Source organism: Pseudomonas sp. PDM20 (assembly GCF_014852575.3).
GTDB lineage: Bacteria > Pseudomonadota > Gammaproteobacteria > Pseudomonadales > Pseudomonadaceae > Pseudomonas.
The window spans coordinates 21090-37597 of record NZ_CM181224.1; the positions used below are offsets into that span (position 1 = coordinate 21090).

General features: G+C 67.7%; 14 protein-coding genes. 9 read left to right on the forward strand and 5 right to left on the reverse strand.

The window, feature by feature from the left end:
* Positions 1-110 precede the first annotated feature (110 nt).
* From ehuR to IB261_RS00135, 9 genes are all read left to right on the forward strand, one after another.
* On the forward strand, positions 111-1505 hold the full coding sequence (gene ehuR / locus IB261_RS00095) for a MocR-like ectoine utilization transcription factor EhuR (RefSeq protein WP_192210492.1): 1395 nt from the start codon (positions 111-113) through the stop codon (positions 1503-1505).
* 348 nt (positions 1506-1853) lie between these two features.
* Entirely contained in the window at positions 1854-2828 is a 975-nt protein-coding gene (gene eutB, locus IB261_RS00100; RefSeq protein WP_192383492.1) for a hydroxyectoine utilization dehydratase EutB, read from the forward strand.
* Entirely contained in the window at positions 2821-3813 is a 993-nt protein-coding gene (locus IB261_RS00105) for a cyclodeaminase (RefSeq protein ID WP_192383491.1), read from the forward strand. Before eutB ends, IB261_RS00105 begins: the two co-directional genes overlap by 8 nt.
* A 238-nt stretch (positions 3814-4051) precedes the next feature.
* Positions 4052-5242 (forward strand): ectoine hydrolase DoeA, encoded by a 1191-nt coding sequence (doeA, locus tag IB261_RS00110; RefSeq protein WP_192383490.1) that lies wholly within the window; start codon positions 4052-4054, stop codon positions 5240-5242.
* A gap of 4 nt (positions 5243-5246) precedes the next feature.
* Complete coding sequence (gene doeB, locus IB261_RS00115; RefSeq protein ID WP_192383489.1) at positions 5247-6263, forward strand: N(2)-acetyl-L-2,4-diaminobutanoate deacetylase DoeB; 1017 nt, start codon at positions 5247-5249, stop codon at positions 6261-6263.
* Between the two features lie 18 nt (positions 6264-6281).
* On the forward strand, positions 6282-6758 hold the full coding sequence (locus tag IB261_RS00120) for an Lrp/AsnC family transcriptional regulator (protein WP_192383488.1): 477 nt from the start codon (positions 6282-6284) through the stop codon (positions 6756-6758).
* A 252-nt stretch (positions 6759-7010) separates the two neighbouring features.
* Positions 7011-7661 carry a 7-cyano-7-deazaguanine/7-aminomethyl-7-deazaguanine transporter gene (locus tag IB261_RS00125; protein ID WP_081518964.1) on the forward strand — a complete coding sequence of 217 codons (651 nt, stop codon included), beginning with the start codon at positions 7011-7013 and terminating at the stop codon, positions 7659-7661.
* 134 nt (positions 7662-7795) lie between these two features.
* The gene (locus tag IB261_RS00130) at positions 7796-9253 is read left to right on the forward strand and encodes an NAD-dependent succinate-semialdehyde dehydrogenase (protein WP_192383487.1); all 1458 of its coding nucleotides are present in this window, start codon (positions 7796-7798) and stop codon (positions 9251-9253) included.
* 16 nt (positions 9254-9269) lie between these two features.
* The gene (locus IB261_RS00135; RefSeq protein WP_192225642.1) at positions 9270-10649 is read left to right on the forward strand and encodes an aspartate aminotransferase family protein; all 1380 of its coding nucleotides are present in this window, start codon (positions 9270-9272) and stop codon (positions 10647-10649) included.
* A 130-nt stretch (positions 10650-10779) separates the two neighbouring features.
* Here IB261_RS00135 and IB261_RS00140 read toward each other — a convergent pair whose 3' ends face one another.
* The 5 genes from IB261_RS00140 to fmt form a co-directional block, all read right to left on the reverse strand.
* The gene (locus tag IB261_RS00140) at positions 10780-11097 is read right to left on the reverse strand and encodes a tetratricopeptide repeat protein (protein ID WP_192383486.1); all 318 of its coding nucleotides are present in this window, start codon (positions 11095-11097) and stop codon (positions 10780-10782) included.
* 37 nt (positions 11098-11134) lie between these two features.
* Entirely contained in the window at positions 11135-12586 is a 1452-nt protein-coding gene (locus IB261_RS00145; protein WP_192225640.1) for a TrkH family potassium uptake protein, read from the reverse strand.
* Between the two features lie 127 nt (positions 12587-12713).
* On the reverse strand, positions 12714-14087 hold the full coding sequence (gene trkA, locus IB261_RS00150; protein WP_017518880.1) for a Trk system potassium transporter TrkA: 1374 nt from the start codon (positions 14085-14087) through the stop codon (positions 12714-12716).
* Positions 14088-14237: 150 nt separating this feature from the next.
* A complete protein-coding gene (gene rsmB / locus IB261_RS00155) occupies positions 14238-15548 on the reverse strand; it encodes a 16S rRNA (cytosine(967)-C(5))-methyltransferase RsmB (protein WP_192383485.1) in 1311 nt (436 codons plus the stop codon).
* Positions 15545-16489 carry a methionyl-tRNA formyltransferase gene (gene fmt / locus IB261_RS00160; protein ID WP_192383484.1) on the reverse strand — a complete coding sequence of 315 codons (945 nt, stop codon included), beginning with the start codon at positions 16487-16489 and terminating at the stop codon, positions 15545-15547. Before fmt ends, rsmB begins: the two co-directional genes overlap by 4 nt.
* Positions 16490-16508: the final 19 nt, after the last annotated feature.

A 16508-nucleotide genomic window follows, 5' to 3' on the forward strand; every position in this document is an offset into this window, starting at 1 on the left:
CCTGTGCCCGAGCATACAAAAGGGTCGGAACGGTCGACATTGCACTAGGACAATTGCCGCCGGTGTGCCGGTCCGTCACTCTGGACCCCTGACCAGACGGAGCGCTGAAGATGGAAGCCTGGCGTCGCGCCCTGGCCGACCTGCGGGTCGGCGAATCCAAGTACAAGACCCTGGTGCAGGCCATTGCCGGCGACATCGAGCAGGGCCGCCTGAGCGACGGCCAGCGCCTGCCGCCGCAGCGCCACGTCGCCGATGGCCTGGGCATCAGCGTGCAGACCGTGACCAACGCCTACAAGGAACTGGAACGCCAGGGTCTGGTGCGTTGCGAGGTCGGCCGCGGCAGCTTCGTCACGCGGCGGATGACCGAGGGCATGGCCCACTACATGGTCGATCACCCCGAGCGCGCGCTGGTGGATTTCTCCATCGCCAGCATCGTCCACACCCGCGAGCACGACCGCCTGTGGCAGGACAGCTGCCGTGAGCTGGCGCAGGAAACCGACCAGCCGTGGATGCGCGCCTGCCGCCCGGTGGCCGGCTTCGATACGCACCGCGACGCCGGGGTGAAATGGCTGGCGCAACTGGGCCTCAAGCGTGAGCGCGATGACGTGCTGATCACCAATGGCGCGGCCCACGGCATCTTCCTTGCCCTCGCCTCCCTCGCCGGGCCGGACGACGTGGTGCTCTGCGAGCAGCTCACCGACCACGGCGTGATCGGCAATTCCCAGGTGCTCGGCTTCACCCTCAAGGGCGTGGAGATCGACAAGCAAGGCATCGACCCGGAGCACTTCGAAGACCTCTGCGCCAACGAGCGCATCACCGCGCTGGTGTGCACGCCCAACCTGAACAACCCGACCTCCTGCCTGATGCCCGACACGCGCCGCCGCGAGATTGCTGCCATTGCCCAGCGCTATGGCGTGTATGTGATCGAGGACGACGTCTACGGCCCGCTGCTCGGCGAGCGCCGCCCGCCGCCGCTCAGCCATTACCTGCCGGACCTGTCGTTCTACTGCACGAGCTTCACCAAGAGCGTGCTCACCGGCCTGCGCATCGGCTACCTGGCCATGCCGCGACGGCTGGCGCTGCGCACCGAGAGCATCCTGCGGGTGAACAGCTGGATGGGCACGCCGCTGCTGGCGGAAGTGGCGGCGCGCTGGATCCACAACGGCAACGCCGCCGCGCTGATCGGCCTGCAGCGCCGAGTGCTGGAGAAGCGCCAGGGGCTGGTGCGCGAGTACCTCGGCGAGCATCTGCGCGGGTGTGATCCGCATTCGCTGAGCGCGTGGATCGGCATCCCCGAACACTGGGAACTGGACAGCCTGGTGCGCGAGCTGCGTCATCGACACATTGCCGTGACGCCGCCCGATCCGTTCATGGTGCGCGGCACCCCCAGGCCGCGTGCGGTGCGCCTGTGCATGGGCGCTGAATGCAGCGACGAGCGCATGGCGAGCGCTCTGGAAGACATGCGCGAACTGTTCGGGCAGTACCCGAAGATCCACGATTTCTAAGCCCTACGCCGGGCCCGCGCTTGTAGCCGTAGGGCGCATAACGCGCCAGCGTTATCCGCCCTACGGCCTACAGGAAGTTTCGGTGCTCGGGATCGCCCTCACCCCAGCCCTCTCCCAGGGGGAGAGGGAGCCGTACGTGCCGGCTGATGCCGTGGTGTATCTCCTGCGCCGAGCGGTCCCCTCTCCCTCCGGGAGAGGGTTAGGGTGAGGGCAAAGTCCGCAGCGGAGGTGGGCATGAGATTCCAGCAGCAACAATAGACACCTCCGCCCACGACATCGTCCTAGTACATTCATCGCGACAATTTCCCGCCCCTACACTCGGCCCCACTGCATTCCCCGGAGGCCGAGATGGAGCCGATTTCCCCCGTCGAGCTGTACCGCGCACGCCAGCGCATCCAGGGCCTGGTGCGGCAGACGCCGCTGGAGCATTCGCCCAGCCTGTCGCGCCTGCTCGGCGCCCCGGTGTATCTCAAGCTCGAATCGCAGCAGATCACCGGCAGCTTCAAGCTGCGCGGCGCGAGCAATGCGATAGCCCAGCTCGATGACGAGCAGAAGGCCAGGGGCGTCGTCGCCGCCTCCACCGGCAACCACGGCCGGGCGCTGGCCCATGCCGCGCGGGTGCTCGGCGTGCACGCCACCATCTGTCTGTCGCAATTGGTGCCGGCGAACAAGGTCCAGGCAATTCGCGAGCTGGGTGCCGAGGTGTGCATCGTTGGTCACAGCCAGGACGACGCCCAGGCCGAAGCCGAGCGGATTGCCCGCGAGCAGGGCGCGACGCTGCTGCCGCCCTTCGACCATCCGCAGATCATCGCCGGCCAGGGCACCCTCGGTCTGGAAATCCTCGAACAGCTGCCGGACGTGCGCCAGGTGCTGGTGCCGCTCTCCGGCGGCGGCCTGTTCGGCGGCGTGGCGCTGGCACTCAAGCACGTCGACCCGAGCATCCGCGTGCACGGCATCAGCATGCGCCGTGGCGCCGCCATGGCCGCCAGCCTCGCTGCCGGCCACCCCGTGGAAGTGGAAGAGCTGCCGACCCTGGCCGACTCCCTCGGCGGCGGCATCGGCCTGGACAACCGCTACACCTTCGCCCTGGCCCGTGACTACTGCGACCAGTTGCACCTGCTCGACGAGCCCGCCATCGCCGCCGGCATCCGCCACGCCTACCGCGAGGAACGGCAGGTGGTGGAAGGCGCCGCCGCCGTCGGCATCGCCGCCCTGCTGGACGGCCTGATCGCCCCGGTCGGCCCGGTGGTGGTGATCGTCAGCGGCCGCAACATCGCCATCGAACAACACCAGCAAATCCTCGAGGAATCCGCCCATGGCTGACGTCACCCTGCTCAGCGAAGCCGACCTGCGCGCCTGCGTGGCCATCGACCGGGAGAGCCTCGACGCCGTCGAACAGGCCTTCCGCCTGCTCGCCACCGCGCCGGTGGCGATGCCGCCGATCCTTCGCCTGGACGTGCCCGAGCACAACGGCGAAGTCGACGTGAAAACCGCCTACCTGCCCGGCCTGCCGCGCTTCGCCATCAAGGTCAGCCCCGGCTTCTTCGACAACCCCAAGCTCGGCCTGCCCAGTCTCAACGGCATGATGATGCTGCTCTCCTCGCGCACCGGCCTGCTCGACGCGCTGTTGCTGGACAACGGCTACCTCACCGCCGTGCGCACCGCGTGCGCCGGCGCGGTGGCAGCCAAGTGGCTGGCCCGCGAGGAGTCGCGGCAGGTCGCGCTGATCGGAGCCGGCGAGCAGGCGCGGCTGCAGCTCAAGGCGCTGTGCCTGGTGCGGCCCATCGAAGCCGCCAGCGTCTGGGCGCGGGATCTCGACAAGGCGCGGCACTGCGCGCAGGAACTGAGCGCCAGCCTGGGCATTGCGGTCAGCGCCTGCGCCAGCATCGACGAAGCGCTGGAAGGCGCCGACATCGCCATCACCAGCACGCCCAGCCGTGAGCCGCTGATCCAGAAAAAGCACCTGCGCCCCGGCCTGCACATCACCGCCATGGGGTCGGACGCCGAGCACAAGAACGAGATCGCCGCCGACGCCCTGGCGGCGGTGGACTGCTACGTCGCCGACCGCGTCAGCCAGACCCTGGTGCTGGGCGAGCTGCGCCACGCGGTGCAGGCCGGCAACGTCAGCCGGGATGCCGACTTCGCCGAGCTCGGCCAGGTCATCGCCGGGCAGCGCGAAGGCCGCCGCCGTGCCGAAGACATCACTCTCTGCGACCTCACCGGCACCGGCGCGCAGGACACCGCCATCGCCGGCCTGGCTTTCCAGCGGGCGCAGCGGATGGGCAAGGGGTTCCGCTTCAGCAGCTGAAAAAATTTCGTCCCGCTTCGCGGGAAGAGCGCCCTCACCCTAACCCTGGCTGCGCGCCCCGCTCCTGAGGGAGAGGGGGCAGTCCGAGCCGGCTGACATTGCGGCGTCAGCTGGCTCCGATCGGTTCCCTCTCCCGCTTGAGGAGCGGGGCGCGCAGCCAGGGCTGGGGTGAGGGGATTGCACAGGCACGGGTTGTCCGGATGAAGCCCGAAACAGATTCCCCCAAGAGGATTTCCGCATGTCCGAAATCGTCGTCAACCTCCCCTTCAGCCGGGAGGAATACGCCCAGCGTATCGCCAAGGTCCGCGCCAGCATGCTTGAGCGCGGCATCGAACTGCTGCTGGTCACCGACCCGTCGAACATGGCCTGGCTCACCGGCTATGACGGCTGGTCCTTCTACGTGCACCAGTGCGTGCTGCTGGCGCTGGAGGGTGAGCCGGTCTGGTTCGGCCGCGGCCAGGACGCCAACGGTGCGCGGCGCACGGTGTTCATGCAGGCGGACAACATCGTCGGCTACCCCGACCACTACGTGCAGTCCACCGAGCGCCATCCGATGGACTACCTGTCCCGCGAGGTCATCGCCGCGCGCGGCTGGGCCGGCCGGACGATCGGCGTCGAGATGGACAACTACTACTTCAGCGCCGCCGCCTTCCGCTCCCTGCAGGCCAACCTGCCGATTGCCAGGTTTGTCGACGCCACCGCCCTGGTGAACTGGCAGCGCGCGGTGAAATCGCCGCGCGAGATCGAGTACATGCGCATCGCCGCGCGCATCGTCGAGAAGATGCACACGCACATCGTCGAGCGCATCGAACCGGGCATGCGCAAGAACGAGCTGGTGGCCGAGATATACAGCACCGGCATCCTCGGCGCCGACGGCCATGGCGGCGACTACCCGGCCATCGTCCCCTTGCTGCCCACCGGCGCCGACGCCAGCGCACCACACCTGACCTGGGACGACACGCCCTTTGAACGCGGCGCCGGGACCTTCTTCGAGATCGCCGGCTGCTACAGGCGCTACCACTGCCCGCTGTCGCGCACGGTGTTCCTGGGCAAGCCGCCCAAGCACTTCCTCGACGCGGAAAAAGCCGTGGTCGAGGGCATCGCCGCTGGCCTGGACGCAGCCAAGCCCGGCAACACCACCGGCGACATCGCCCGCGCCTTCTTCGGCGTGCTGGAGAAGTTCGGCATCCACAAGGACAGCCGCTGCGGCTACCCCATCGGCATCAGCTACCCGCCGGACTGGGGCGAACGCACCATGAGCCTGCGCCCGAGCGACAACAGCGTGCTCGAGCCAGGAATGACCTTCCACTTCATGCCCGGCCTGTGGATGGACGACTGGGGACTGGAGATCACTGAAAGCATCCTCATCACCGAGCGCGGCGTGGAGACCTTCTGCGACTACCCGCGCCAGCTGTTCGTGAAGGAGTGAGGCGATGACCCAAGCACTCGACAAGCCGCTGCGCGAAAACCCCATCGCCGCCAGCGTCGATTTCCTGCGCGACGGCGTGCAGCACGGCCACCTCAAGCTGCCGTACTCGCGGGACGATTCGGCCTGGGGCGCCGTGATGATCCCGATCTGCGTGGTGAAGAACGGCGATGGTCCCACCGCGCTGCTCACCGGCGGCAACCATGGCGACGAGTACGAGGGCCCGGTGGCGCTCAGCCGCCTGGCCCAGGAGCTGCGCGCCGAGGACATACGCGGCCGGGTGATCATCGTACCGTTCATGAACACCCCGGCGTTCCTCGCCGGCAAGCGCACCTCGCCCATCGACGCCGGCAACCTCAACCGCAGTTTCCCCGGCCGCCCGGACGGCACGGTGACGCAGAAGATCGCCGACTACTTCCAGCGCACCCTGCTGCCGCTGGCGGACGTGGTGCTGGATATCCATTCCGGCGGCCGCACCCTCGACTTCCTGCCCTTCGCCGCCTGCCATGTGCTGCCGGACAAGGCCCAGCAGGAAGCCAGCGAGGCGCTGATGCGTGCCTTTGCCGCGCCCTTCTCCATGCGCATGCTGGAGCTGGACGCGGTGGGCATGTACGACAGCGCCGCCGAGGAGCAGGGCAAGCTGTTCGTCACCACCGAACTGGGTGGTGGTGGTAGCAGCAGCGCACACACCGTGGCCATCGCCCGGCGCGGCGTGCGCAACGTGCTGGTGCAGGCCGGCATCCTGCGCGGCGACCTGGAGCCGGCGCAGTCGGTGATGCTCGACATGCCCGACGGCGACTGCTTCGTCGCCAGTGAACACGGCGGGCTGCTGGAGATGTGTCGCAACCTGGGCGAGAAGGTCGAACGCGGCGAAGTGCTGGCGCGGGTGCACGACGTGCTGCGCACCGGCGCGGCACCCGTGGAGTACCGCGCCAGACGCAGCGGCATCCTTGCCGCGCGGCACTTCCCCGGCCTGGTGCAGAGCGGCGACACCCTCGCGGTGGTTGCCGAGGTGCTCGACTGAGCCGTTCGGGAGGCAAGCATGATCAAGCTCGACCGTTATGACCTGAAGATCCTGCGCATCCTCGCCGGCGATGGGCGCATCACCAAGTCGAGCCTGGCCGAGGCGATCAACCTCTCGGTCAGCCCGGCCTGGGAGCGCGTGCGCAAGCTGGAGGAAGCCGGGCTGATCAAGGGCTACCGCGCGCAGATCGATTGGTCGGCATTGTTCAAACAGCAGCAGGTGCTGGTGGAAATCACCCTGGCGCGCCACACCGCGCAGGACATGAAGCGCTTCGAGCAGCGCCTGCATCAGGCGCCGGAGGTGGGCTTCTGCTACGCCACCGGCGGCGGGGTGGACTACATCGCGATGATCCAGGCCCGTGACATCGACCATTACCAGCGCTTCATCGACCAGTTGCTGCTGGAGGACGTGGGCATCGAGCGCTACTTCACCTACATCGTCACCAAGGTGATCAAGACGCACGAGGCGGCGATCCCCGCCGAGGCGCTGGAGTAGAGCTTTTCGTAGGGCGAATAACCTGGAACAGGTTATCCGCCGTTTCCATCCGGCGGAAATCCATGCGGCGGATAACGCTGACGCGTTATGCGCCCTACGGGCAGCTCGCTCCTACATAAACGCCCGTCGGTGGTTGAACAAAATTTGCGCAACAAATCCTGACTTCCAGGTCCGGATCGTATACAATGCGCGCCGCTCGGCATGGTGCCGGGCATGGGTTCCCTCACCCCATCGACGAAAAAGGCCCAAAGCATGTCGGCATCCCTTCCGGCGGCAAGGCGCGGCGCACTCGCCGGCCTGGTCGCGTTCCACATCCTGATCATCATCGCCAGCAACTACCTGGTGCAGCTGCCAATGACCCTATTTGGCTGGCACACCACCTGGGGCGCGTTCAGCTTCCCGTTCATCTTCCTGGCCACCGACCTCACCGTCCGCCTGCTCGGCAAGCGCCCGGCACGGCTGGTCATCGCGCGGGTGATGATCCCGGCGCTGCTGGCTTCCTACGTGATCTCGGTGATCTTCCAGGAAGGTGCCTTCAGAGGGCTCGCCTCCCTGGGCGAATTCAACACCTTCGTCGCGCGGATATCCCTGGCCAGCTTCCTGGCCTACGTGTTCGGCCAGATCCTCGACATCCAGGTCTTCGACCGCCTGCGGCGCATGCGCCAGTGGTGGATCGCCCCGGTGGTCTCGACCCTGTTCGGCAACCTGCTGGACACCTTCACCTTCTTCTCCATCGCCTTCTGGCACAGCGACAACGCCTTCATGGCCGAGCACTGGGTGGAGATCGCCTGGGTCGACTACGGTGTGAAGCTGGCGGTCATGCTGATGCTCTTCGTGCCGCTCTACGGCATGCTGCTCAGCGCCATCACCCGTAACCTGCGGCGCCAGACCGCTGTCGTCTGACGCCACCCGAAAAAGCCCAACAGCGGCGGCAGAACTGCGAAAAGATTTGCCGCCGCCATCCCCCGCTTAGGAAAAAACCGCGCGCCTCCGGCCCCTAGCATGGTCTCCATGCCAACCGTCCGGGAGCCGCCGCCATGTCCTTCGCCCATCCCCTGCTGTTCAAGTCGCTCTGCTATGTGAATGGCCACTGGCTGCACAGCGCCAGTGGCACCAGCATCGCCGTCGACAACCCCGCCACCCGCGAAGCCATTGGCCATGTGCCGCTGCTCGACCGCGAGCAGATAGTCGCCGCAGTCGACGCCGCCGCTGCCGCCTTCCCCGCCTGGCGAGCCCGCACGCTGGACGAACGCGGCGCACTGTTGCGCCGCTGGGCCGAGCTGATTCGCCAGCATCGCGAGGACCTCGCGCAGATCCTCAGCCTGGAACAGGGCAAGCCGCTGGCCGAAGCCCTCGGCGAGATCGACTACGCCGCCAGCTTCATTCCCTGGTTCGCCGAGGAAGCGCGACGGCTGAACGGCCGCAACATTCCCAGTCACATCCCCAACGCGCACCTGGGTACGGTGGTCGAGCCGGTCGGCGTCGCCGCCCTGCTCACGCCGTGGAACTTCCCCAGCGCGATGATCACCCGCAAGGCCGCTGCCGCCCTGGCCGCGGGTTGCACCGTGGTGGTCAAGCCGGCCCACGAGACGCCCTACTCCGCCTTCGCCCTGGCGCAACTGGCGGAAGAAGCCGGCTTCCCCGCCGGGGTGTTCAACGTGGTGCTGGGCGAGCCGCAGATGGCCATGGAAACCCTGGTCGGCGACACCCGCGTGCGCGCCGTGAGCTTCACCGGCTCGACCCGGGTGGGGAAACTCGTGCTGCAGGCCGCCGCCCGGGACGTGAAGAAAGTCGCGCTGGAACTGGGCGGCAACGCGCCCTTCATCGTGCTGCCTGACGCCGATCTGGAGCAGGCGGTGCAGTTCGCCCTCGACGCCAAGTTCCAGACCTCCGGGCAGGACTGCTGCGCGGCCAACCGCATCCTGGTTGCCCGCGACCTCTACGAACCCTTCCTGCAGCGCTTCGCCCGCGCGGTGCGTGACCTGCGCGTCGGCCCGGCCAGCGACTCGCGCAGCCAGATCGGCCCGCTGATGCACCGGGGCGCCTTCGACGTCACCTGCGAGCGCGTGCAGGACGCCATCGCCCAGGGCGCGCGCCTGCTTGCCGGCGGTGAGCCCCATGCGCTGGGAGGCTGGTTCCATCAGCCGACCGTGCTGGCCGATGTCACGCCGCAGATGCGCATCTGGCGCGAGGAAAACTTCGCCCCCATCGCCGGCATCAGCGCTTACGACGACCTGGACGAAGCCGTCCGGCAGGCCAACGACACCGAGTACGGCCTGGCCGCCTACCTTTGTGGGCAACGCCTGGATCACATCTGGCCGCTGATGCGGCGCCTGGAGTTCGCCATGGTGGCGGTCAACGGCGCCAGGTTCACCGGCCACCCCATTCCCTTCGGCGGCATGAAGGCTTCTGGCCTGGGCCGCGAAGGCGGCAGCGAGGGCTTCGAGCCCTTCGTCGAAACCAAGTACTTCGCCCTGCACCACGGCGCCATCTGACCGGGAGACCACCGCCATGACCGACTACGCCAAGCTGTTCGAAGACGACCGCGCGCACTTCATGCACCCCTCGACCCACGCCCACGATCACGCCAGCGGCGCGTTGCCGGGGCGGATCATCACCGGCGCCTCGGGCGTGCGCATCCGCGACCACCAGGGCCGCGAGCTGCTTGACGCCTTCGCCGGGCTGTACTGCGTGAACATCGGCTACGGCCGCACCGAAGTCGCCGACGCGATCCATGCGCAGGCTACGCAGCTGGCCTACTACCACACCTATGTGGGCCACTCCTCCGAGGCGATCATCGAGCTGTCCGCGCGGATCATCCGCGACTGGGCGCCAGCGGGCATGAAGAAGGTCTACTACGGACTCTCCGGCTCCGACGCCAACGAGACCCAGGTCAAGCTGGTGCGCTACTACAACAACGTGCTGGGCCGGCCGCAGAAGAAAAAGATCATCTCGCGCCAGCGCGGTTACCACGGCTCGGGCATCGTCACCGGCAGCCTCACCGGGCTGGCGAGCTTCCACCAGCACTTCGACCTGCCGGTGGAGGGCGTCAAGCACACCCTCTGCCCGCACTTCTACAAGGCCCCGGCCGGCATGGACGAAGCCAGTTTCGTGCGTCATTGCGCCCAGGAACTGGAGAACCTGATCCTCGCCGAAGGGCCGGACACGGTCGCGGCCTTCATCGGCGAACCGGTGATGGGCACCGGTGGCATCATCGTCCCGCCCAAGGGCTACTGGGAGGCGATCCAGGCGGTGCTGGCGAAGTACGACGTGCTGCTGATCGCCGACGAGGTGGTCTGCGCCTTTGGCCGCGTCGGCGACAAGATGGGCAGCCAGCGCTACGGCATGCGTCCGGACCTGATCACCACCGCCAAGGGCCTGACCAGCGCCTATGCGCCGCTGTCGGCGGTGATAGTCGGCGAAAGGGTGTGGGACGTGATCGACAGCGCGTCGAGCCGCGAAGGCGCCATGGGTCACGGCTGGACCTACTCCGGTCACCCCATCTGTGCGGCGGCGGCGCTGGCCAACCTGGACATCCTCGAGCGCGAGAACATCACCGCCAATGCGGCGGAAGTCGGCGGCTACCTCAACCAGCAGCTGCGCCAGACCTTCGAGGGCCATCCGCTGGTGGGCGAGGTGCGCGGCGACGGCATGCTGGCGGCGCTGGAGTTCATGGCCGACCGCGAGGCGCGCAAGCCTTTCGACCCGTCCCTGAAAGTCGGCCCGAAGGTTTCGGCGGCCTGCCTGGAACGCGGCATGATCGCCCGCGCCATGCCCCACGGCGACATCCTCGGCTTCGCCCCGCCGCTGGTGCTGACCCGCGCCGAAGCGGACGAGGTCGTCGGTATCGCCAAGGCGGCGGTGGATGCGGTGGCTGCGGAGGTGCTGTAAAGGCTCTTCATAGGAGCGGACTCATCCGCGATGTGCCACCGGCCAGCTCGGAGCGGCCGGCAATCGATCGCGGACGAAGTCCGCTCCTACGCTCCCTGTCGCCTTGAATTGGCGGCGATAAAAAGGGCGCTTACGCGCCCTTTGTCTTATCCAGCTTGCGCAGGAACACCGTCATTTCCTTCTCCGCCTGCTTGTCGCCATGGGCTTGTGCAGCGGCCAGACCATCGGTCCAGGCCGTGCGCGCGCCATCCAGGTCACCCTGGGCCTGCAGCGCCTTGCCCAGCAGCTTCCAGGCGGCGGAGTACTTCGGGTCCTGCTGCACGCAGCGGCGCAGGTGCTCGGCGGCCCTGGCGGCGTCGCCGGCGTCCAGGTAGCCCTTGCCCAGGCCGAAGCGCAGCAGCGAGTTGTCCACGCCCTTGGCGAGCATCTTTTCCAGCGAGTCGATCATGGCGAGCCTCCGTCAGCAGGCCGCCATTGTGCCTCATTCAAGTGCGCCAGAAGGCGGGCGTCAGCAGGATCAGCAGGGAGAACACCTCCAGTCGCCCCAGCACCATGGCCAGGCTCAGCACCAGCTTGGCGCTGGCCGGCAGGCTGCCGTAGTGCACTGCGGCCTCGCCCAGTGCCGGGCCCAGGTTGTTCAGGCAGGAAGCAAGCGTGGAGAACGCGGTGAGCTGATCCACGCCCAGCGCCAGCAGCACCAGCATCAGGCTGACGAAGGTGAGCAGGTAGATCGAGAAGAACGCCCACACCGACTCCACCACGCGATCAGGCACGGTGCGCCGCCCCAGCTTCACCAGGAACACCCCGTTGGGATGCAGCAGGCGCAGGAATTCGCGCATGCCCTGGCGGTACACCAGCAGCATGCGCATCACCTTCATGCCGCCGCCGGTGGAGCCGGCGCAGGCGCCGATGAAGGTGCTGTAGAGCAGCAGGTAGGGCAGCAGGGTCGGCCAGCTGCTGAAGTCGGCCAGGCCGAAGCCGGTGGTGGTCGCCACCGAGACCACCATGAACGCGGCGTAGCGGATCGACTGCAGCGGCGAGTCGTAGTGGTGCTTGAGGATCAGCGTCGCCGCGGTGATCAGGAACAGCACCAGCAGGATGCCGAGGTAGGCCCGGCACTCGGTGTCCTTCAGGTAGTGCCGCAGGCTGCGCTGGCGCCAGGCGAGGAAGTGCAGGCTGAAGTTGATCCCGGAAATCACCAGGAAGGTCATGCAGATCAGCTCGATCAGCGGGCTGTCGAAGTAACCGATGCTGGCGTCATGGGTGGAAAAGCCACCGATGGCGATGGTCGAGAAGCTGTGGCCGACCGCGTCGAACAGGTTCATGCCGGCCGCCCAGTAGGCCAGCGCGCAGGCCAGGGTCAGGCCGCAGTAGAGGAACCACAGGGTCTTGGCGGTATCGGCGATGCGCGGCGAGAGCTTGTGGTCCTTCAGCGGGCCGGGCATTTCCGCGCGGTACAGCTGCATGCCGCCGATGCCCAGCATCGGCATCACCGCCACGGCCAGCACCACGATGCCCATGCCCCCCAGCCATTGCAGCTGCTGGCGGTAGTAGAGGATCGCGTGCGGCAGCGTATCGAGCCCGGTGAGCACGGTGGCGCCGGTGGTGCTGAGGCCGGAGAAGGACTCGAACAGCGAATCGACCACACCCATGTGCGGTGCGTCCGACAGGGCGAAAGGCAAGGCGCCGAACGAGCCCAGCACTATCCAGAACAGCGCCGTCACCAGGTAGCCGTCGCGGATGCGCAAATCCTGCTTGTGCCGACGGCACGGCCACCAGATGGCGAAGCCGGTCAGCAGCGTGACCAGGAACGACAGCGCGAAGGGCTGCCACGAACGCTCGGCGTAATGAAGGTCCACGAGCAGCGGCGGCAGGTGCGTGGCGCTGAACAGCATCAGCAGCACGCCGAGGATTCGACCGATGGAGGAGTAGCGCATGACCGGAGGCAGGCAAGCTGGAACAGGCCGCGCAGGGTGACAAGGGAAGCGGGTTGGCGCAGTAGGACCTGTCTGAAACCGCCTCGGATTGATCTGGCGGGCCACCCAAGGGTGGCCCGCCCCAGGATCAGAAGAAGGTCAGGCCGGCCTGGAACAGCCGCTCGACGTCGCGGATGCGCTTCTTGTCCACCACGAAGAGGATCACGTGGTCGCCGGATTCGATCTTCGTCTCGCCGTGGGCGATCAGCACGTCGTCGTCGCGGATCACCGCGCCGATCGTAGTGCCCGGTGGCAACTGCACCTCGTTGATCTTGCGGCCGATCACCTTGCTCGACTTGGCGTCGCCGTGGGCGACCACTTCGATGGCCTCGGCGGCGCCGCGGCGCAGGGAGTGCACGCTCTCGATGTCGCCGCGACGCACGTGGGTCAGCAGGGTGCCAATGGTGGCCAGCTGCGGGCTGATGGCGATGTCGATCTCGCCGCCCTGCACCAGGTCGACGTAGGCGGGGTTGTTGATCAGCGTCATCACCTTGCGCGCGCCCAGGCGCTTGGCCAGCAGCGAGGACATGATGTTGGCCTCGTCGTCGTTGGTCAGGGCGAGGAACAGGTCGGTGTCGCCGATGTTCTCCTCCAGCAGCAGGTCGCGGTCCGAGGCGCTGCCCTGCAGCACGATGGAGCTGTCCAGGCTGTCGGACAGGTGCCGGCAGCGGGCCGGGTTCATCTCGATGATCTTCACCTGGTAGCGGCTCTCGATGGCCTCGGCCAGGCGCTCGCCGATGTTGCCTCCGCCGGCGATGATGATCCGCTTGTAGCTGTCCTCGAGCCGGCGCATCTCGCCCATCACGGCACGGATGTGGGCCTTGGCGGCAATGAAGAAGACCTCGTCGTCGGCCTCGATCACCGTGTCGCCCTGGGGAATGATCGGCCGGTTGCGCCGGTAGATCGCCGCCACGCGGGTATCGGCGTTGGGCATGTGCTCGCGCAGCTGGCGCAGCTCCTGCCCCACCAGTGGGCCGCCATAGTAGGCGCGGATGCCCACCAGCTGTGCCTTGCCCTCGGCGAAGTCGATCACCTGCAGGGCGCCGGGGTACTCCACCAGGCGCTTGATGTAGTTGGTCACCACCTGTTCGGGGCTGATCAGCACGTCGACCGGGATCGCCTCGTTGTCGAACAGCCCGGCGCGGGTCAGGTACGCCGCCTCGCGCACGCGGGCGATGCGGGTGGGAGTGTTGAACAGGGTGTAGGCGACCTGGCAGGCCACCATGTTCACCTCGTCGCTGTTGGTCACCGCCACCAGCATGTCGGCGTCGTCGGCGCCGGCCTGGCGCAGCACGGTGGGGAACGAGGCCTTGCCGTGGACGGTGCGGATGTCCAGGCGGTCGTTGAGGTCGCGCAGGCGTTCGCCGTCGGTATCGACGACCGTGATGTCGTTGGCTTCGCTGGCGAGGTGCTCGGCCAGAGTGCCGCCGACCTGGCCGGCACCGAGGATGATGATTTTCATGAGAGCTCTTTGTTGACTCCTTAACGGAGGGATTGCGAGCTAGAACGAGACTAGGAAGAGTGCGGTTTGGAAGCGGAGTTTACGAATGTAAATGAGCATTCGAAACCGTGCTCTGACGACGTATCGTCGACGCGCAGCAGCCCGTGTTGCTTAGCGCGCCGAGATCTTGATGAGCTTGGCATAATAGAAGCCGTCATGCCCGCCGTCCTGCGGCAGCAGCTGGCGGCCATGGGGTTGCTTGACGCCCCACGGTCCGGGCAGGTCCAGCTCGCGGGCACCGGGGGTGCGACCGAGGAACGCAGCGATCTGCTCGCTGTTCTCCTGCGGCATCACCGAGCAGGTCGCATAGACCAGCACGCCGCCGACTTCGAGGGTCGCCCACAGCGCGTCGAGCAGTTCGCCTTGCAGCTGTGCCAGCGCCTCGATGTCCTCGGCGGTGCGGGTCAGCTTGATGTCCGGGTGCCGGCGGATCACACCGGTGGCGGAGCACGGTGCGTCCAGCAGGATGCGCTGGAACGCCTTGCCGTCCCACCACTTGGCGGTATCGCGGGCGTCGGCGGCGAACAGTTCGGCCGAAAGCTGCAGGCGGGCAAGGTTCTCCCGTACGCGCACCAGGCGGCTTTCTTCCAGGTCCACGGCAACCACGCCAGCCAGCGCCGGCTCGGCTTCCATCAGGTGGCAGGTCTTGCCGCCGGGGGCGCAGCAGGCGTCCAGCACGCGCTGGTTCGGCGCCAGCTCCAGCAGGTCGGCAGCCAGTTGCGCGGCCTCGTCCTGCACGCTGACGCGGCCTTCGGCGAAGCCGGGCAGCTCGCGCACGTCGCACGGCTGCACAAGATTGATGCCGTCGCGGCTGAACGCGCAGGCGGTCGCTTCGAAGCCGACGCGGTTCAGCTCTTCCAGATAGTCATCGCGACTGCCATGGCGGCGGTTCACCCGCAGGGTCATTGGCGGGTGCGCGTTGTTGGCGGCGCAGATCGCTTCGAACTGTTCCGGCCAGGACTTCTTCAGGGCCTTCTGCAGCCAGCGCGGGTGCGCCAGGCGCGCGGCCGGGTCCTTGTCGACCTCGGCCAGCAGGCTTTCGCTCTCGCGCTGGGCGCGGCGCAGCACGGCGTTGAGCAGGCCCTTGGCCCAGGGCTTCTTCAGCTTGTCCGCGCAGCCGACGGTCTCGCCGATCGCCGCGTGCGGGGGAATACGGGTGTAGAGCATCTGGTACAGACCGACCAGCAGCAGGGCCTCGACGTCACGGTCGCCGGCCTTGAACGGCTTCTGCAGCAGGCGTGCAGCGAGGGTGGACAGGCGCGGCTGCCAGCGGGCGCTGCCGAAGGCCAGCTCCTGCACCAGGCCACGGTCGCGCGGCTCGACGTTTTCCAACTGGGTCGGCAGCGAGCTGCCCAGCGAGGCGCGGCCGGCGAGCACGGCGGCCAGCGCGCGGGCGGCTGCCAGACGGGGATTGGTACTCATGCGCCCAGCACCTGTCCTGGCGCGAACTGCTCGCGACGGCTGTTGAACAGGTCGGCGAAGGCCAGCGGCTTGCCGCCGGGCAGTTGCAGGCGGGTCAGCAGCAGCGCGCCTTCACCGCAGGCGACCAGCAGACCTTCGCGGCTGGCGTCGAGGATCTGGCCGGGCTCGCCCTTGCCTTCTGCCGGCTTGGCGCCGAGCACTTTCAGCGCGGCTTCGCCGAGGGTGGTGTGGCAGACCGGCCAGGGCGTGAAGGCGCGGATGCGGCGCTCCAGCTCGTCGGCCGGGCGCAACCAGTCGATGCGCGCCTCTTCCTTGTTCAGCTTGTGCGCGTAGGTGGCCAGGGCGTCGTCCTGCACCTCGCCCTTGAGCGTGCCGGCGGCGAGGCCGGCGATGGCCTCGACCACGGCCTTCGGGCCGAGCTCGGCGAGACGGTCATGCAGGCTGCCGCCGGTGTCATCGGCGGAAATCAGCGTGCTGACCTTGAGCAGCATCGGCCCGGTGTCCAGGCCCGCTTCCATCTGCATCACGGTCACGCCGCTCTGGGCGTCGCCGGCTTCCACCGCGCGCTGGATAGGCGCGGCGCCGCGCCAGCGGGGCAGCAGGGAGGCGTGGCTGTTGATGCAGCCCAGGCGCGGGATATCCAGCACCAGCTGCGGCAGGATCAGCCCGTAGGCCACCACCACCATCAGGTCCGGCTTGAGCGCGGCCAATTCGGCCTGGGCGGCGGGGTCGCGCAGGGTAGGCGGCTGCAGAACCGGCAGGCCGTTCTCCAGGGCGAGCTGCTTGACCGGGCTGGGCATCAGCTTCTGGCCACGGCCGGCCGGGCGATCCGGCTGGGTGTAGACGGCGACGATCTCATGGGGAGTATCGAGCAGGGCCTTGAGGTGTTCGGCGGCGAATTCCGGGGTGCCGGCGAAAACGATGCGCAGTCTCTGACTCATATCGGGCTCACAAAAAAGC